Here is an 18,849-nt window from a genome sequence, read left to right on the forward strand (position 1 = left end):
GGTTTGGGGTGGTGGATGCGGGGGCCTGTGCGTACGCTGAATGCGTCCGACTGACGCCGGGGGAGAGTACGTGTCGCGCCGAACGCCTGCACACCGCATGTCCGCATCGACGAGCCACCGACCCCGGTGGCTCGGCCGGCGCCACGGGTGGCTCGCCGCCGTGCTGGCGTTCCTGCTCGCAGTGACCATCGCGCCGCTCCCCGCCCACGCCGACACCGACACCGACGGGCAGAACACGATCGGTGTCGACAAGACGGTCGCCGGCGCCGCGGGAACCACGCCCACACTGGCGCCCGGGGACCCCGTCACGTACGAGATCGACCTCGAGTGCTCATCGCTGAGCCTCGGAATCTGCCTGGGCGCGCAGCTGACCGACCCGGTTCCCGCGCCACTGGAACTGGAGAGCGTGACGGTCTCGCCCGGCGGCATCTCACGAGACCACAGCGATATCGCCGCCGGTCTGGTCGACATCGTCTTCACCCAGACCCAGCCTGGAATCGCCGGAGAGGGCCTGCTTCCGTCGACGGTGACCATCACCGTCAACGCACGGGTCCCCGACGACATCACGTGGCAGCAGGCGCAGAACCTCGACGAGATCGTCAACACCGCCACACTCGTCTCCGGGGACCTCGAGGCCGATGGCGCGGCCGGCATCCGTGTGGAGGTGCCCGAGGAACTCGCGGCGACCGCGACGAAGTCCGTCGACCCCACCGACACCGTCCCCGCCGTGGCGGGGCTGCCGGTGGAGTTCGCCGTCGGTGGCGGGAACACCTCGAACCGACCGGTGGACTCGATCACGATCACCGAGCCGGGCCCGGGCACCTCGAACATGGACTACCTCGACATCACGGGGTTCGGTCCGATCGTGCAGCCCGCGGGTGCCGACCAGTTCACCGTCAGCTGGACCGACGACACCGGCGCCCACACGGCGGGACCGTACCCGGCGCCCACCGACGAGATCCCCGCCGCCGCGGGTGTGGACCCCGACACCGTCACCGCCATCTCCTTCACCTTCACCGACTCCGGCGGCGATCAGCTTCCCCCCGCGACCGAGGTCTCCGACCACGCGTCGATCGGTGTCACGACCGAGACGAACGCCCTCGTCGACGACCTCGAGCCGGACGAGACGGTGCGGATCACCAACGTCGTCGAAGCCGACGTCGCCGTCGAGGACCGCTCCGCCACCGACACCGCCGATGCCACCGCCACGGTCACCAGCACGCCGCCGAGCGTGGAGGTGACCAAGGGGTACGACAAGAACGTGCTCATCGGTGGGGAGTCGACCACGGCGACGGTGCGCGTGGACAACACCGGTCCGCCGGTGGAGTCCATGACGATCACCGACCCGACCGCGGGCCAGCCGGACTTCGCCGCTCAGGGCATCGTCTTCGGCGGATTCACCGACGACCTCGAGTGGCCCCGCGACGCCACCTCGGCCGAGATCACGTACACCTACGCCGACGGCACCACCGAGACCCTGACCGGCGACCAGGTCGACAGCCTCCCGGCCGCCGCGGACCCGTCGCAGGTCGTCGGGTTCGAGATCACCTACACCGGCGACATCCGCTCGTCCGCCTACGCGACTGTGCCGTATGCGGTCACCGCCGATCCGGTCACCGGCGACGACGACGTCATCACGACGAACACGGTCGACACCACCGTCGTCGACCCGAACGGCGAAGACGCGGTCGCCGACGCCGAGGCCGACCTCACCCGTCGACCGGTCCGGGTGTGGACCGAGGTCGACAAGGAGATCGTCCAGGACGATGTCTACTCGCGCCCCGGCGCCTCCTCGACGGTGCAGATCGAGGGGAGCGTGCGCCCCGACTCGTCGGTGGGGTCGGAGTATCTGGTGATTCAGGACCCGGTGGACCCGTCAGGCACACCGTCGGCGTTCTGGAACCGCTTCGACCTCATCGCCGTCGGACCGGTCGACGTGCCGCAGAACGCCACGATGACCGTCGAGTACTGGGATGCCGACGCCGAGGAGTGGGTCGCATTCCCGGGCATGTCGATTCCGCCCGGCGAGACGTGGAGCTACAGCGTCCCCGCCGACATGCGCGACGACATCTCCGGCGTCCGATACACCTTCGAGCCCTCTGAACCCGGCGCGGTCCTGGAGCCCGGGTTCACGGTGCTCACCTACATGCAGGTCGGCCTGCGCGACGAGCTGCGCGACGGATCCGGGCCTGCCTCGGGCAACGACGTCACCGGGACCCTCGTCAACGACGCGCAGTCCCAGGTGGAGAACCCCGACACCGGGCAGGGCGTGGTCACCGACGACGACCTCGACGACATCGAGCTGCTGCCGATCGACGGCGACGGACCGGACCTCGTCGACAAGAACTGGTCGCCCGATCAGGTCACCGCCCTCTCGGGTACCTCGACCGATGTGACCCTGTCGTGGGGCACACGCGGCATCCCGATGGACACGATGACCCTCACCGACCCCTCGGGCGCGCAGGGGCTGCCGATCGAGGACTCGGTGTTCGACGCGTTCGACCTCACCGGGATCGCGGCCATCACCGCCGACACCGACCCGGGCATCCCGTTCGACCAGGTGTACTTCGAGCGGCTCACCGCCGCGGGCGACTGGGTGACGCTCGGAGACGGCTTCACCGCCGCGAACCCGTCGATCGGCGGATACCCGGGGTACTCGCTGACCGAGGCGGAGCGGGCCGATACGGTGGGCCTGCGGGCGGTGTACGCCGAGAGCCCCGATCGGGCCTCGGCGATCACCAATCCCTCGACCGACCCGGCCGTCGGCTCGGGCGTCGCCGCGACGGCCGGGCAGGACCGCGACCTCACCCTGCGTTTCGGCCTGCGCGACTACCTGCGCTCGACACCCACCCAGCCGGTCCTCGGAACCAACCATGATTACTCCTACAACACCGGCACACCCGGCCTGGTCGTGAACACGGTCGAGGCGGTCGGCGTCGAGGGCGATGAGACCTACCGCTCGACCGACTCCGACGACATCACGATCGTCGATCAGGTGATGGACGTGCGCCTCACCAAGCGTTTCGTCGATTGGGATCCGAACCTCGACAACCCGTGGCGCGACAGCCCCGACGTCACCACCGTCGGGCTCCCGCAGGCCGGCACGCCCGACGGAGAGTACCCCGGCGTGACCGCCCTCATCCAGGGCAACAACGATTCGGTGACCAAGGTCGCCACGATGACCATCACCGACCCCGATCCCGACATCGCCGAGACGATCACCGACGAGTTCGATCTGTACCGGATCGCGGACCTCACCTTCCCGGTGGGTTCTGACCACTCCGCCTCGGTCGTCACCGTCTTCTTCGACGGGGGCGGCAGCGCCGAGTACACCATCGCCGAAGCCGAGGCGCTCGCTCCGGAAGACCTCCGAGACGTGGTCGGGATCTCGGTCTTCCACACCGGCGAGGTCGCCGCCGACGGCACCTACACGAGCATGATCGAGCCGGGCGCCCACGCGCGCATGCGGCTGGAGTACCAGCTGCGGGCCACGAATCGGACGACCGGGCAGCCGCTCGCGACGACGGGCGGCACGCCCGTGGTGAACCACGCCGTCGTCGACCAGACCCGTCCCGGTGCCGACGCGAGCGGCCCGGTGACCGAGGAGGCCACGGCCGCCGCGCAGGACGACCTGACCATCTCCGAACCGACCTACGGCGTCGAGTCGGCGAAGAACATCACCCCTGCCTCCCGGACCGAGCTGGAGTCCCGCGAGGGCTACACCGTGCGCCTGACCGGCCAGCCGACCGGGACGGTGCGCACCACGGAACTGACACTCACCGACGACACCCCGACCTTTTGGAACGCGTTCGCCTTCGCCGGCTTCGACAGCCTCACCCTGCCGCAACCCGTCGAGCAGGTTCGCGTCGACCTCCTGACCGGCGTCGCGTACGCCGTCGACGGTGCCGACGACCTGGTGCAGACGTGCGGCGGGTCGGCGGACCTCGATGCCTGCTGGACCGAAGGCGTCTGGCTGACCGCGGCCGACGGCGGAGTCGTCACCGCCGCCCAGCTCGAGGACAGCGTCACCGGTGTCGACCTCACCGAGGTGCAGGGAATCCGCTACACCGTGCGCCGGCTCGACGGCATCAACTGGGAGCGTCCGTCCAACCCGCTCGTCGATGTCGAGTTCTCCGTCGACCGGCGCGAGGTCCTCGTCTACGGCATCGCCGGCGCCGATGACACTACCGTCCCGTCGACCCGGCCCGGCCTCGACCCGGCACCCGGCGAAGCCGTCGCGGGGGTCTTCACCGACACGGTCGTCGTCGACGCCACCGGATCTTGGCAGCAGGGGCCCTCCGGCGGGCTCTGGACCGCCACGGACTCCGCGGAAGACACCACGACCCTCACGCACGTGGAGAACGGCGTGTCGGTGACGAAGGTGCACGGACGCGAGAACGCCACGACCAACCAGGACACCTTCTACCCGGGTGAGCAGATTCCGTACGCCATCACGGTCGTGAACACCGGCGACTGGCCCATCGAGGGGTTCACCCTCGTCGACCAGGTGCAGACCGACAACGCCGGAGCGATGCTCGTCGAGATGCCGCGCGAGTACGACGACGACACCCCCATCTATACCGGGACGGTCGACGGCGACCCGATCGACCCCTTCAGCGGCGCGCTCGACACCCGCACCGGAGTGATCACCTTCACCTTCCCGGATGACTTCGTGCTGGAGCCCGGTGCGGAGCTCGTCGTCACGGCCGCGCTGATGTTCCGGCAGGAACCGGTGACGATCGATCCCGGCACGGACGTCGACAACATCGCCTCGGTGTCCTCCGACCGCTGGTTCGACACGTGCGAGTACACCGTGCAGGCAGCGTGGCAGGACGCCACGGAGGGCGTGGAGACGTGCTCGTCGAACACGATCGCCGAGCCGCAGGCGGTCGGACCGATCGCGACGTCGAAAGCCGTCAGGGGAGTGGGCGCCGGCGTCGAAGGTGCCTCCCCGGGCGAGGCGAACGTCGACGACCTCGGCGTGATCGCGGTGGGCGTCGCCGATCCCGACGCGTTCTGCGCGGGCCCCAACGCGGGCGCGGATTTCTACGCCACGCCCTGCGTGCCCATCACGCGACCCGGCGGCATCGAGGAATGGCGTCTGGACTTCACCAACGCCGGCAACGTGCCCGTCACCACCATCGCCAGCATCGACGTCCTCCCGCACGTCGGCGACACGGGCGTCATTCTGTCGGGGGAGCGCGACTCCCGTTGGAGCCCGGTCTACCTCGGCAACCTCACGAGCAACTTCGCCGAGCGCAACGCGACGAGGCAGATGTGGTTCGCCACCGAGATTCCGAACGAGGCCTGCAACGCCGCGGAGATCGAGTCGCTGACCGGCGTCATCGCGCCGGAGAACGCGGACTGCGCTGCCGAGGTGGCCGCGCGCGACAGCGACCTGTGGCAGCCGTACACCGACGACCTCACCCCCGACGAGCTCTCCGAGGTCGTCGCTCTGAAGATCGTCGGAACCTTCGGCGAGGGGGATGCGCTCCTGCCGAACGAGACGGTGAACCTCACCTTCCAGACGCAGACGCCGTGGTACTCCGAGGCGACCGCGAACCCCGCCACCGGCGAGGACCCGATCGCGTGGAACAGCCTCGCGGCGGGTTCGGCCGGCGTCTACGACGGCGGCACCGTACAGAGTCGCGTGGTGGAGCCCCGCAAGGTCGGCGTCGCCCTCGCGTCCGGCCAGCTCGCGTTCGTCAAGACCGTCGAAGACGCCGACCCGGACTGGGGGGTGACCTTCCCGGACGGGTACGTGTTCACCCTCGCGTGCACGTCAGGAGGGGAGGACGTACCGCTCGTCGGTCCGGACGGGGCGGACATGAGCCAGGTGCGCATCGCCGCCGACGGCACCCCGTCGTCGTACAACGACGGCACCGGCCAATGGGGGGTCGTGACCCTGCCGCTCTACGCGGAGTGCACCTTGACCGAGAACGCCGGCGACCCGTCGTCCCAGGGGGCCGCGGTGACCTACGACCCGGCCGGATCGGATCCGCAGACCTCGGGTGAGGTGGAGGCGCTCCGGTTCTCGTTCGGCGACGGTGTCGTCAACCCGGCCGAGACCTCGGACCCGGCGCAGGCGACGATCTCGGCGGTCAACACCTACCTCGAAGGCGGATTCGCGGTCCGAAAGGACGTCGTCATCGGAGACGATCCCGCCCCGGGAGATCCGTACGCCTACGACGAGGTCGAGTACAGCTTCGACGCGGAGTGCACGTTCCTCGGCTCGACGGTCCTCGACGCGACGTTCTCGCTCGCCTCGGGCGAGGCGGAGGAGTTCACCGGGCTGCCCGTGGGTGCGGCGTGCACGGTGACCGAGACCGACGACCGGGGCGCGGATGCCACCTGGAGCCGCGTGATCGTCGACGGCGACACCGGTGACCAGGTCGACGGCGCCGAGGCGGAACTGACCGTCGAGCCCTACGCCGCGGGGACGACCGACACCGTGGTGATGGTGTCGTTCACCAACAGCTACGAGCCCGGTGCGCTGGAGATCACCAAGGAGCTCGCCGGGGCGGGGGCGGAGCAGTACGGCACCGGGCAGCGGTTCACGGTCGACGTCGTCTGCGCGTATGACGGGTACTCCGTGCTCGACACGCAGGCCGAGCTCAGCGCCGCCGACGACTGGACGGTCCGGTATGCGCCGCTGGTCGCCGGGTCCGAGTGCACCGTCTCCGAGCAGGCGCTGGAAGGGGCAGACGCCGTTGTGGTCACCCCGAACGCAGGTGACGACCGGGTCGGCGTCGTCACGGTGCCCGCCGCCGACGACGCCGCCGCGGAGATCACCGTCACCAACTGGTACCTGACCGGGTCGCTCGAGGTCACCAAGACCTTCGAGGGCGACGGCGTGCCGGTCTACGGCACCGGACAATTCGCCCTCACCCTCTCGTGCGTGCGCGACGGGGAACGGGTCGACATCCCCGGCGCCGGCATTCGCATCGTCGATCAGGGATCGCCCAGCGCCGTGTGGGAGAACCTGCCGACCGGGAGTGAGTGCACGCTCGCGGAGCGAGGCGACGGGGGCGCGACCGAGACCGGCATCTACGACGCCGACGGCGTCCTGCTCGTCTCCGACGCGGAGGACGGGTACACCTTCACCGTCCGGACCGATCCCACGATCCTGAGCGTGGACGACCAGCCGCAGCCGGGACTCGAGGTGCGCAACACCTTCCGCCTCGGTCAGGTCTCGGTGCGCAAGTTCGTGGTGAGCTTCGCCGTCGACGGCGCGGGAAACCCCGTGGACCGGGGCCCGTTCGAGGTCGAGCTGTCCTGCACGTACGACGGCGGGCCGGTGAGCGCCGCCGAAGACATGACGCAGACGATCGTCGACGGGCAGACGGTCACCTGGACCGGGCTTCCCGAGGGGGCCGACTGCACGGTGACCGAGACCGAGACCGGCAGTGCTCCGCTCACCGTCGCGGTCGTCGTCGAGGACGGCGAGGTCGCGGGGGCGACAGCCGACACGAGCGTGGTCCTGGACCCGCTTGCGGATGCGGCCGACAGCGAGGCTCTGATCGTCATGGTCAACGCCTTCGCCACGAGCGACCTGACGATCCGGAAGGTCGTCGACGGCACCGACGCCGACGGTGCGGACGGGGCGTTCCCGGTCGATGTCGTCTGCGTCCTCGTCGACGACTCGCATCCCGATCCCGGGCTCGTCGTCTTCGACGACTCGCATCCCGATCCCGGGCTCGTCGTCTTCGACGACTCGTTCCCGATCGGTGGTCCGGACGAGCTCACCGCGGTCGTCGAGGACCTCCCCACGGGCGCCGAGTGCACCGTCACCGAGACCGACACCGGCGGGGCCGACGCCACCACCATGACGGTGGACGGCATCGAGCAGCCCGGAACCTCGACGACCGTGACCCTGCCGCGAGGCGACGTCGAGATCGTCGTGACCAACACCTTCGACGAGGTGCCGCCGCTGCCGACCACCGGCGGCACGGTCGCGTGGTGGGTCGCATGGCCGGCGCTGCTGTTGCTCGGCACGGGAGTGCTGTTCGTGACGCGGTCGCGACGCCGCCCGACGGCGGGGTGAGCGGTCCTCATAGCCGGTCCTGAACCGGCGGAGAGGTTTCGCATGAGCGAGGTTGGTGTTCTGGTGTCGACCGTTCGAGAGGACAGGAGACATGGACAAGAGCACCCCCGTTCCCGCTGACACCGCCGCACCGCGCCCGTGGTATCGGCGCCCCGCGGCGGCGGTGTGCGCCGGCCTCGCGGCCTCCGCGCTCGCTGCCACGGTGGCCGTCGGCGGCGTCGCCGTCGCCGCGCCGTGGGCCGAGGAGGTGACCGCGCAGTCCGCCGTCACCCCGACCCTCCTGGTGCCGCCCGACCGGGACGGCGACCCGCGCGCGTCATCGGCCGAGGCGAACACCGCATCGATCGTCGAGCCGGCGACCGAGGCCGACGACGACGAATCGACGGGCGTCGTCATCATCGAGACGGTGCTCGGCTACAGCGAGTCCGCCGCCGCCGGCAGCGGGATCGTGTTGACCGAGGACGGCCTCATCCTCACCAACAACCATGTGATCGACGGCGCCACCGAGATATCCGTCACGATCGCCACCACCGGCGAGACGTACGCCGCGACCCTCGTCGGGACCTCGGAGGACTCCGACGTCGCACTCCTGCGGCTCGAGGGGGCCATCGGCCTGGAGGTCGCGCAGATCGACGACGACGACGAGATGGTCGGCGACGCCGTCACCGCGGTCGGAAACGCCGAGGGTGGCGGTGTGCTGATGGCCGCGGACGGGGAGATCACGGCGCTCGAGGCATCGGTGACGACCTCGTCCACGGCCGCGACCACGGGCGCGACCCTCTACGGGATGATCGAGGTGCTCGCCGATGTGGTCTCCGGCGACTCCGGCGGGGCCCTGCTCGACGCGGAGGGCGAGGTCATCGGGATGACCACCGCCGCGTCGGTCGGTGGCGTCACGACCATCGGGTACGCCGTGCCGATCGACGACGCGCTCGCGATCGTCGAGCAGATCCTGGCGGGGGACGAATCCGACGGCGTCACCGTGGGCTACGGGGCCTTCCTCGGGGTGACCACCGCCTCCTCCACCTCGACCGCCGGCGTCGGACCCGGGGCCTCCCGCACACGGGCGACCGCATCCGGGGCGACGATCGCCGGCGTGATCGACGGGACCCCCGCCGCCGACGCGGGCCTGACCGCCGGAGACACCATCACCGCCGTCGACGGCCTCGTCGTGACCGACACCGCGGACCTGACCGACGCCCTCACCGCGTACGACCCGGGCGACAGCGTCACGATCTCGTGGACGACCGCCTCCGGTCAGGCGCTCTCGGCGACGGTCACCCTGATCGCCGGTCCCGCCTGAGCGCGGCTCACACCGCGGGGGCGCTCCACGACAACGACTCGATGTAGCGCAGCAGCACGCCCTCGCGCAGGGCCCACGGCGACACCTCGAGCTCGTCCACATCCATGATCTTCATGGCCTGGTGGAGCACCACCGCGGCCGCGACGATCTGCAGGGTGCGGTCGGCCGTGATCCCGGGCAGTTCCTGTCGCGCGTCGGCGGGGATGCGCGCCAACCGCGGGATCCAGGCCTTGAGCGACTGCCGCGGGAGCACCATGCGTTCGGTGCCCGACCATCCCGCCATCGGATACCCGGCGAGCTTGGCCAACGACCGGATCGCCTTCGACGACCCGACGACATGGTCGGGGCGGGGGAGGGCGGTGAACGTGTCGACGAGCGGCTCGAGCTTCTTCTTGGCGTGTTTGCGGAGCTTGTCCACGGCGTCTTCGCCGGGAGGATCGTCGGGCATGTACCGCAGCGTCATGCGCCCGGCACCCAGGGGGACGGATGCGGCGGCATCCGGAAGCTCGTCGGCACCTGCGGCGAGCTCGAGCGAACCGCCCCCGATGTCGAACAGCAGGATCTGCCCGGCCGACCACCCGAACCAACGACGCACCGCCAAGAACGTGTAGCGTGCCTCGGTCTCGCCGCCGAGGACCTGCAGCGGCTGGTCGAGCGCCTCTTCGATCGCCTCGATCACGGCGGGTCCGTTGGCCGCCTCCCGCACCGCGGAGGTCGCGGTGGCCAGCAGCTCGGCGACGTTCTCGGCCGCGGCGACCTTCCGCGCCTCACGGACCGCCGTCACGAGCGCGTCGACGCCCTCGGGGCTGATCGCGCCGTCGGCGTCGAGATAGCGCATGAGGCGCAGCACCGTGCGTTTGGAGGTGGTCGCGAGTGGTCGGCCGCCCGGGCTCACATCCGCCACGAGCAGATGGACGGTGTTCGAACCGATGTCGAGGACTCCCAGGCGCACGCCGCAAGCGTAGTACCCGGTCGGGTGGTGCGGTTCCCGGGGCGTGTCGCGCGGGCCGTTACGATGGGGCGGATGTCGATCGACGACCAGGTGACACCTCAGGCTCCGGCGCTCTCGCTCTACAGCGAGATCGAACGCGCGGACTGGGCGCGCATGGCCGGCGGGCTCGCGCAGCCGCTGAGCGAGACCGAGGTCGTGCAGATCCGCGGACTCGGCGACCGACTCAGCCTCGACGAGGTCGAGCAGGTCTACCTGCCGCTGAGCCGGTTGCTCTCGCTCTACGCCAGCTCCACCAAGGCGCTGGGCGCCCACACCAGTGCGTTCCTCGGCGAGGAGGACACCACGACCCCGTTCGTCGTCGGTGTCGCCGGTTCCGTGGCCGTCGGCAAGTCGACCATCGCCCGTCTGCTGCGCGAGCTCATGAGTCGGTGGCCGGGCACTCCCCGGGTGGAACTGGTGACCACCGACGGCTTCCTCTATCCCAACGCCGAGCTCGAGCGGCGCGGGCTCATGGACCGCAAGGGCTTTCCCGAGTCCTACGACCGGCGGGCGCTGGTGAGCTTCCTCACGGAGGTCAAATCGGGCGCCGATGAGGTGCGGGCGCCGTTCTACTCGCACATGCGCTACGACATCGTCCCGGACGCGCACGTCACCGTCCGCCGCCCCGACGTGGTCATCGTCGAGGGGCTCAACGTGCTGCAGCCACCGCCGGCGCCCAACGACGTCGCCGTCAGCGACCTGTTCGACTTCTCCATCTACGTCGACGCCGACCCCGGCGACATCGAGCAGTGGTTCGTCAACCGCTTCCTCGCGCTGCGGCAGGCGGCCTTCAGCAACCCGAACTCGTTCTTCAACCGGTTCGCGCAGATCCCCGACGAAGAGGCCGTCCCGCGCGCCCTCGGCTATTGGCGCGACATCAACCTCCCCAACCTCGTCGAGAACGTCCTCCCCACCCGCCACCGGGCGAGCCTGGTGCTGAAGAAGGCCGCCGACCACGCCGTCTCCAGCGTCCTCCTCCGCAAGCTCTGACCGCCGCGCGGGCGGAGCAGATCGCGCCGCACACCGGTCGATCAGATGCGGCCGATTACGATTGACGCCATGTGTGGAATCGTCGGATACGTCGGACCTCGGCAGAGCCAGGCCATTCTTCTGGCAGGGCTGTCGCGCCTCGAGTACCGCGGCTACGATTCGGCCGGCATCGCCGTGATCGACGGTGACGGATCGCTCGACATGCGTAAGCGCGCCGGAAAGCTGCAGGTGCTGCGCGACGACCTGGTCGGGCACCCGATGACCGACGGGACCACCGGCATCGGCCACACCCGCTGGGCGACCCACGGCGGCCCCACCGACGCGAACGCGCATCCCCACCTCGCCGATGACGACAAGCTCGCCGTCATCCACAACGGCATCATCGAGAATTTCGGGGAGCTGCGCGCCGAGCTCGATGGGCACCCGTTCACGAGCGAGACCGACACCGAGGTGGCGGCGGTCCTGCTCGGCCGGGAGTACGCGGGCAACGGCGGAGACCTCGTCGCCGCCTTCCGGGCCGTCGTCGCGCGACTCGAGGGAGCGTTCACGCTCCTGGCGATGCACCAGGACCATCCGGGCCTCGTCGTCGGCGCACGACGCAACTCGCCGCTGGTGATCGGGCTCGGCGAGGGCGAGAACTTCCTCGGCTCCGACGTCGCGGCGTTCGTCGAACACACCCGGAACGCCCTCGCGATCGGACAGGACCAGATCGTCGCGATCACCCCCGCCGGCGTCGAGGTCACCGACTTCTTCGGCGCACCGGTCGAGGTCGAACCGTTCGAGGTGACGTGGGACGCGGACGCCGCCGACAAGGGCGGGTGGTCTTCGTTCATGGCCAAAGAGGTCTCGGAGGAGCCCGAAGCCGTCGCGAACACGCTGCGCGGTCGGATCCGGGACGGCGCGGTGGCGATTCCCGAGCTCGAGGGCCTCGATGACCTCTTCCGCGACATCTCGCGGGTCATCGTGGTGGCCTGCGGCACCGCGGCGTATGCGGGCATGGTCGCCAAGTACGCCGTCGAGCAGTGGGCGCGGGTACCGGTGGACGTCGAGCTCGCACACGAATTCCGGTACCGCGACCCGGTCATCGGCCCGGACACCCTCGTCGTCTCGATCAGCCAGTCCGGCGAGACCATGGACACCCTCATGGCCGTCAAGTACGCCCGTGAGCGCGGCGCGAAGACCCTGTCGATCTGCAACACCCAGGGCGCGACGATCCCGCGCGAGTCCGACGCGATCGTCTACACCCACGCGGGCCCCGAGGTCGCGGTCGCCTCGACGAAGGCGTTCGTCGCCCAGATCACCGCGCTGTACCTGCTGGCCCTGCACATCGGTCAGGTGCGGGGCGCGATCGCCCCCGACGAGGTCGCCGCCCAGATCGAGGAGTTCGAAGCCGTGCCCGGCAAGATCCGCCGCATCTTGGAGACCGAACAGGAGCGCATCGAACAGTTCGCGTACTGGATGGCCGACACCCGGTCGGTGCTGTTCCTCGGCCGCCACGTCGGCTACCCGATCGCGCTCGAGGGGGCGCTCAAGCTCAAGGAGCTGGCCTACATCCACGCCGAGGGTTTCGCCGCCGGTGAGCTCAAGCACGGCCCGATCGCGCTCATCGAACCCGGGCAGCCGGTGTTCGTGCTCGTCCCCTCGCCCCGGCACTCGGCGTTGCTGCACGCCAAGGTCGTCTCGAACATCGAGGAGATCCGTGCCCGCGGCGCGCGCGTGATCGCCGTCGCCGAGGAAGGCGACGCGGCGGTGTTGCCCAAGGCCGACGAGGTGTTGCGCATCCCGCTCGCGGGCCCGCTGTTCGAGCCGCTGCTGTCGGTGGTCCCGCTGCACATCTTCGCCATGGGACTGTCCACGGCGAAGGGGCTCGACGTCGACCAGCCCCGCAACCTCGCCAAGTCCGTCACGGTGGAGTGAGCGCGCGCAACGCGCGGTGACCGACCGTTCGCGCCACGCGCCGCAGCCGGTCGGCATGCCGTCTCCGAAGCCGGTGCACAACGCAGGAGATCTGGGCGGGAACGAGCGCGGTAAGGCCGGTTCCCGGCACGGCGCGTCCGATCTTCCTGTGATGTTCACCGGCGGCTCCGGAGACTCGTCGCGCCGGTCGGCGGCTCCCGACCCTCCGGAGCCGCCGCGATAGGCTGGCGGGGCGTCGTCGGACGCCACGGCGGACGACGGAGGGGAGCGGGATGATCGTCGGAATCGGCGTCGACCTGGTCGACATCGCGCGCTTCGAACGCACCATCGACCGCACCCCCCGGTTGCTCGAGCGTCTGTTCTCGCCGGCTGAACGGCAACTCAAGCCCCGCTCGCTCGCGGCGCGGTATGCCGCGAAGGAGGCCCTGATCAAGGCCCTGGGCGGCTCGGACGGCGTGCACTGGACCGACATCGAGGTCGCCAGTGAAGTGTCCGGCCGGCCCTGGTTCGCCCTGTCCGGCACGACCGCCGACGTCGTGGCCGCGCGGGGCATCGCGACCCTGCATCTGACGATGTCGCACGACGCCGGATTCGCCATCGCCTACGTCGTCGCCGACGGCGCGGCGCCACCACCCTCCGGAGAGGAGATCCCGTGAGAGGCATCCACCACGGCGACATGCGCGAGGCCACCATCGACCTCGACGCGATCACCGAGAACGTCCGGCATCTGCGCGCCCTGACCGGTGTCCCCGTGATCGCGGTCGTCAAGGCCGACGGGTACGGTCACGGCGCCCCGCGCGTGGCGGCGGCCGCGCTCGAGGGTGGTGCGTCGCGGCTCGCGGTCGCCGACATCGACGAGGCCCTCGCGCTGCGGCGCGCCGGAGTCGATGCGCCACTGTTGGCCTGGCTGCACGCCCCCGGCGCGTCCTTCGCCGAGGCGGCTTCGGCCGGAGTCGAGATCGGTGTCTCGAGCATGGATCAGCTCGTCGCGGCGGCGGATGCGGCCGCGGCCGGTCGGCCCACCGCCGTGCACCTGAAGCTCGAGACGGGCCTGGCCCGCAACGGCCTGGCCCCCGCGGACTACCGCGTCGTGTTCGCCGAAGCAGCTCGCCTCGAACGGATCGGCAGACTTCGGGTCGTCGGGATCTTCAGCCATCTCTCCAACGCCTCGCCCGAGGACGATCGTGCCGCCCTCGCCGCCTTCGAAGCCGGCGTCGGCGAGGCCGCCTCGCTCGGACTCACCCCGCAGATCCGCCACCTCGCGGCCACGAACGCCGCGATCTCCCTTCCCGAGACCCGCCTGGACGCGGTGCGCATCGGCATCGGCCTGTACGGGCTGTCGCCCTTCGATGACAGCACCTCCGCCGAGCTGGGTCTGCGTCCGGCGATGACCCTGCGGGCGCGGGTCGCGGCCGTCCGGCGCGTGGCGGCCGGCCACGGGGTCTCCTACGGCTACGACTTCCACGCCGTGCGCCCCACGACCCTCGCCCTCGTTCCGCTCGGCTACGCCGACGGTGTCCCGCGGCAGGCCTCGGGGCAGGGGCCGGTGACCATCGGCGGCGAGCGGTTCCAGGTCGCGGGCCGTATCGCGATGGACCAGTTCGTCGTCGACGTCGGCGATCACGACGTCTCGGTCGGCGACGAGGTGATCCTCTTCGGCGATCCGACGCTGGGCGCCCCCTCCGCGGACGAGTGGGGCGATGCGGCCGGCACGATCAACTACGAGATCGTCACCCGCATCGGATCGCGCGTGCCCCGCGTCTACGTCGGTTGACGGAGAACCGGCGCCGTCAGGCGTGGTGCAGGTGAGGTTCGGACTCCCACGGGAAGTCGAGGTCGCCGTTGCCGGCGAGAAGAGCCCGGTAGGTCAGCTCGGCGGCGTTCTCGAGGTTGAGAGCGCGGCGCAGCGCCATGTCGCAGTCGTCGCCGACCGTCGTCGAGCCGTGGTTGCCCATGATCACACAGTTGTGCGCCGCCAGTTCGGCGGCTGCGGTGTCGGCGAGCTCATCCGAGCCATTCGGGTAGTAGGGGGTACGCCCCACGGATCCGACGTAGTAGGCGTGATCGAGCGTGACGAGACGGATGGGACGGTGCAGCGCATCGAGGAGGATTGCGTGCGCAGGGTGCACGTGGACGACCGAGCCGATGTCGGGCCGAGAGCGGTAGGCCCGCTGGTGCAGTTTCCACTCGCTCGAGGGCTTGGTCGCACCGCCGAGCACGGCGCCGTCGAGATCCATCACGGTGAAAGACGCCGCGTCGAGGCGGTTGAGCCAGGTGCCCGAGGCGGTGACCACGAATCGATCGTCGGCGAGTCTGATCGAGAGGTTGCCGGCGCTGGCGAGCGCGAGGCCGGACTGCACGATCTCGGCTCCGGCGCGGATCAGTTGCTGGACGGCGTCGGCGTGGGTCGGGTGATGCGTCATCGAATCTGTCCTCGAAATCGGGAGTGTTGTCTGACAACCATATCGGGGACGTGCGCCCTTGTGAACCTTAAGCGTGACGAATGATGGAGAAGGTGTACCGGCCGTCGATGAAGTAGGTGCGCGAGTACGCGACGGCCCGTTCGTCCTGGTCGTAGTGCACCTGATCGAGCAGGAGTGCCAGTTCGCTGCGCCCGGGCGGGGTGTCCCATGTGACGTGTTCTGACACGACCGGATGGATCTCCGCGACGGCCCGTGTCGGGACGATCCCCCGAGCATCCCGCAGGTACGCGAACACCGATCCGTCGAGCACCTCCGGCGACTCGCCCTCCGGGAACACGCCGATCGGAAGCAGGTCGTACGAGTAGGCCACGATCTCGTCGTCGGCCAGGATCACCCGGCGGGTCTCCAGTGCGAGATCGTTGGTCGAGAGCTCCAGCTTCGCCGCTTCCTCGGGCAGAAGCGGCCGGATGGTGCGGCTGCGGTACCGCATCCCCGGTTCGCGCCCCGTCCGTCGGATCGAATCGGTGATCGACTCGAGGCGCTCGAGGCCCGCGGTGACCACCGGCGGTTCGGAGACGAAGGTCCCGACGCCGTGCCGGGTGTGCACCAGGCCGGCGGTCTTGAGCTCACTCAGAGCCGCGCGCACGGTCGGGCGGGAGACGGCGAAGGTCTCGCCGAGTTCGGATTCCGTGGGCAGGCGGTCGCCCACGGGATACGTGCCGTCGATGATGCCCGCGCGGATCCCCGCGACCACCGCATCGACGCGGGATGCCTTCCGTGCCATCGCGAACCCCTCCATCGCTTGGGCCTTGTCTCGCGTCCGCTCGCCTCGTCGCGGCCTGCGCTGTAGAGACATCATGTCAGATGACTGTGTTGTCAGGTCTAGTTGACACGGTTGTCGGACAACCGCTAGCGTCGTGCAAGACGCAACGACGGAGTGCGGCGGAAGGAGACGAACACGGTGGTTCACGCGATCAAGTGGGTTGAGGATGACGACGGCGCGGCCGTGCGGATCATCGATCAAACGGTGCTTCCGACCGAGGAGTCGTACCTCGAGCTGCGGACCGTCGACCAGCTCGTCGACGCGATCGCCCGACTCGCCGTGCGCGGTGCGCCGGCGCTCGGCGCCGCCGGAGGCTACGGGGTCGCTCTCGCCGAACGGCAGGCAGACGCCTGCGGATGGGACGATGCGCGTCTCGAGGCCGAGATCGAGCGTGTCGCGCTCGCGCGGCCCACGGCGGTGAACCTCGCGTGGGGTGCACGTCGGGTCGATGCGGTACGGCGCGAGGGCGGGGGCGGCGCGCTCGCCGAGGCCCACCGCCTCGCAGGTGAGGACGAAGCTGCCAACCGCGAACTGTCGCGCCTCGGTGCCGACTGGCTGCTCGAGCGGACCGGCAAGAAGATCCTGCGCGCGATCACCCATTGCAACACGGGTGCCCTCGCGACCACCGCGTGGGGGACCGCCTACGGGGTCCTCAAAGAACTCCACACACGCGGAGCCCTCGAGATGGTCTACGTCGATGAGACCAGGCCGCTCCTGCAGGGCACGCGGCTGACCAGCTGGGAGCTGGCACAGGACGGCATCCCGCATGTGGTGGAGGTGGACGGCGCGGCCGCCAGCACGATCCTGCGCGGGCTCGTCGACTTCGCCGTCATCGGCGCCGATCGCATCGCCGCCAACGGTGACACCGCGAACAAGATCGGGTCGGTCTCGGTGGCGCTGGCCGCCCACCGAGCAGGGATCCCGTTCCTGGTGGCTGCTCCGCTGTCGACGGTCGACGTCACGCTCGCCTCCGGTGACCTCATCGAGATCGAGGAGCGCGATCAGGACGAGGTCCTCGCCGTCGGCGGCACGCGCCTGTCCGCGCCGGGTGTGCGCGGCTTCAACCCCGCATTCGATGTCACCCCGCACGATCTCATCACCGGGATTGTCACCGAACACGGTGTCGTCGAGCCCGGTGTGACACAACCCGCGTTCGCCTGAGACCGATCAGCCGAATCGTCCCCAAGAAAGGAATCGCAATGAAGCGTATGTCTACCCACAGCCTCCGGCGCCGACTCGCCGCCACCGGCACGGTCGGACTCGCCACCGTGCTGGCCCTCTCCGCCTGCAGTCAGGGGGAGCCTGCTGCGCAGGAGTCCTCGGACTCCGGAGCGGTCAGCGAGGCCACCGACGAGATGCCCGCGGAGCTGGTCGGGGCGAAGATCGCCATCGTCCAGCAGTCCGGCCAGGGCGACTACTTCCAGCAGTACCTCAACGGCACGCGGCAGCAGGCCGAGGCGCTCGGATTCGACCTGTCGGTCTACGACGCCCAAGGCGACAACGCGACGCAGGCGACGCAGCTGGAGCAGGCCGTGTCGTCGGGCGTGGACGCGATCATCGTCCGCCACGGTTTTCCCGACACCCTGTGCCCCGGCGTCAACGATGCGATCAGCAAGGGGATCGCCGTCATCGCCTACGACGTGAACGTCTCGGAGTGCGCGGACGGCGTCATCCAGACGCAGCAGTCCGACGAGATCATGGCGCAGCTCGTGCTGGACCGCATGTACCAGGACATCGGTGACGGTCAGCCGGTCGGTTACGTCAACGTCGAAGGCATCGCACCCCTGGACCGTCGTGACGCGGTGTGGCGGGAGTACGTCGCCGACAACGGGTGGGAGCAGATGTTCAAGACGGGTTCGTTCACGAGCTCGTCGGCCAGCGACAGTGCGCCGATGGTCGCCGCCGCCGCACAGGCGAACCCCGAGATCGTCGCGGTGTACGCGCCGTACGACGAGTTCACCAAGGGCACGCTGACGGGGCTGGACCAGGTGGGCGGCAGTGAGGATGTCCTCGTGTACGGCGCCGACATCTCCAACGCCGACATCGAACTCATGCGCGCAGAGGGAAGCCGGTGGGTGGCGACCGGGGCGACCGATCCGAACGCGATCGGCGCGGCCGTGCTGCGCACGCTCGCCCTGTCGATGGCCGGAGAATTGGATTCCGAGCTGGTGGAGTTCCCGCCGGTCCTGGTCACGCAGGAGATGCTGCGCGATGACGACATCCAGAACATGGACGGCCTGCGCGCCGCGGTGCCCGAATTGAACCTGTCGCAGGTCTCGGCTGCAGACTGGATGCCCGTCGTCAGCTTCTGACGCACCCCTCCGGTGGGGCGGCGCGCCCCCGACGCCGCCCCACCGT

The 18,849-nt window shown here is 69.9% G+C and carries 11 protein-coding genes; 8 read left to right on the forward strand and 3 right to left on the reverse strand.

The annotated features are described in order from the left end of the window. Positions 1-97 precede the first annotated feature (97 nt). Positions 98-8,044, forward strand: coding sequence for a DUF5979 domain-containing protein (locus tag ABD204_RS07315; protein ID WP_194423975.1), 7,947 nt, complete (start codon positions 98-100; stop codon positions 8,042-8,044). 91 nt (positions 8,045-8,135) lie between these two features. Then, a complete protein-coding gene (locus tag ABD204_RS07320) occupies positions 8,136-9,347 on the forward strand; it encodes a S1C family serine protease (protein ID WP_194423976.1) in 1,212 nt (403 codons plus the stop codon). A 7-nt stretch (positions 9,348-9,354) separates the two neighbouring features. Here ABD204_RS07320 and ABD204_RS07325 read toward each other — a convergent pair whose 3' ends face one another. Next, a complete protein-coding gene (locus ABD204_RS07325) occupies positions 9,355-10,299 on the reverse strand; it encodes a Ppx/GppA phosphatase family protein (RefSeq protein WP_194423977.1) in 945 nt (314 codons plus the stop codon). Positions 10,300-10,362: 63 nt separating this feature from the next. Between ABD204_RS07325 and coaA the strand changes: the two genes are divergently transcribed. The 4 genes from coaA (at position 10,363) to alr (ending at position 15,019) form a co-directional block, all read left to right on the forward strand. Further along, positions 10,363-11,328: a type I pantothenate kinase gene (gene coaA, locus ABD204_RS07330; protein WP_409263989.1), complete on the forward strand. Its 966-nt coding sequence runs from the start codon at positions 10,363-10,365 to the stop codon at positions 11,326-11,328. Between the two features lie 69 nt (positions 11,329-11,397). Then, complete coding sequence (glmS, locus tag ABD204_RS07335; protein WP_194423979.1) at positions 11,398-13,245, forward strand: glutamine--fructose-6-phosphate transaminase (isomerizing); 1,848 nt, start codon at positions 11,398-11,400, stop codon at positions 13,243-13,245. A 272-nt stretch (positions 13,246-13,517) separates the two neighbouring features. After that, positions 13,518-13,901, forward strand: coding sequence for a holo-ACP synthase (locus ABD204_RS07340; protein ID WP_194423980.1), 384 nt, complete (start codon positions 13,518-13,520; stop codon positions 13,899-13,901). Between the two features lie 20 nt (positions 13,902-13,921). Next, positions 13,922-15,019, forward strand: a complete 1,098-nt coding sequence (gene alr, locus ABD204_RS07345) for an alanine racemase (protein WP_194424282.1) — start codon at positions 13,922-13,924, stop codon at positions 15,017-15,019. A gap of 16 nt (positions 15,020-15,035) precedes the next feature. On the opposite strand, the gene ABD204_RS07350 is transcribed toward alr, so the two are convergent. Both ABD204_RS07350 and ABD204_RS07355 read right to left on the reverse strand, forming a co-directional pair. Further along, positions 15,036-15,668, reverse strand: coding sequence for a class II aldolase/adducin family protein (locus ABD204_RS07350; RefSeq protein WP_194423981.1), 633 nt, complete (start codon positions 15,666-15,668; stop codon positions 15,036-15,038). A gap of 67 nt (positions 15,669-15,735) precedes the next feature. Further along, entirely contained in the window at positions 15,736-16,452 is a 717-nt protein-coding gene (locus tag ABD204_RS07355) for a GntR family transcriptional regulator (protein WP_194423982.1), read from the reverse strand. A gap of 177 nt (positions 16,453-16,629) precedes the next feature. On the opposite strand from ABD204_RS07355, the gene mtnA reads away from it, so the two are divergent. Continuing rightward, complete coding sequence (gene mtnA, locus ABD204_RS07360; protein WP_194423983.1) at positions 16,630-17,652, forward strand: S-methyl-5-thioribose-1-phosphate isomerase; 1,023 nt, start codon at positions 16,630-16,632, stop codon at positions 17,650-17,652. A 38-nt stretch (positions 17,653-17,690) separates the two neighbouring features. Next, positions 17,691-18,803 (forward strand): substrate-binding domain-containing protein, encoded by a 1,113-nt coding sequence (locus ABD204_RS07365; protein WP_206697159.1) that lies wholly within the window; start codon positions 17,691-17,693, stop codon positions 18,801-18,803. The last annotated feature ends 46 nt before the right edge of the window (positions 18,804-18,849 follow it).

Origin of the sequence: Microbacterium aquimaris, from assembly GCF_039531285.1 — a bacterium.
Taxonomy (GTDB): Bacteria; Actinomycetota; Actinomycetes; order Actinomycetales; family Microbacteriaceae; genus Microbacterium; species Microbacterium aquimaris.

What these genes read in the sequence shown, in the direction of transcription:
- ABD204_RS07315 (WP_194423975.1), top strand. Translation starts at nt 98, where the DNA reads ATGTCCGCATCGACGAGCCACCGACCCCGGTGGCTCGGCCGGCGCCAC.
- ABD204_RS07320 (WP_194423976.1), top strand. Translation starts at nt 8,136, where the DNA reads ATGGACAAGAGCACCCCCGTTCCCGCTGACACCGCCGCACCGCGCCCG.
- coaA (WP_409263989.1), top strand. Translation starts at nt 10,363, where the DNA reads ATGGGGCGGATGTCGATCGACGACCAGGTGACACCTCAGGCTCCGGCG.
- glmS (WP_194423979.1), top strand. Translation starts at nt 11,398, where the DNA reads ATGTGTGGAATCGTCGGATACGTCGGACCTCGGCAGAGCCAGGCCATT.
- ABD204_RS07340 (WP_194423980.1), top strand. Translation starts at nt 13,518, where the DNA reads ATGATCGTCGGAATCGGCGTCGACCTGGTCGACATCGCGCGCTTCGAA.
- alr (WP_194424282.1), top strand. Translation starts at nt 13,922, where the DNA reads ATGCGCGAGGCCACCATCGACCTCGACGCGATCACCGAGAACGTCCGG.
- ABD204_RS07350 (WP_194423981.1), bottom strand. Translation starts at nt 15,668, where the DNA reads ATGACGCATCACCCGACCCACGCCGACGCCGTCCAGCAACTGATCCGC.
- ABD204_RS07355 (WP_194423982.1), bottom strand. Translation starts at nt 16,452, where the DNA reads ATGGCACGGAAGGCATCCCGCGTCGATGCGGTGGTCGCGGGGATCCGC.
- ABD204_RS07365 (WP_206697159.1), top strand. Translation starts at nt 17,691, where the DNA reads ATGAAGCGTATGTCTACCCACAGCCTCCGGCGCCGACTCGCCGCCACC.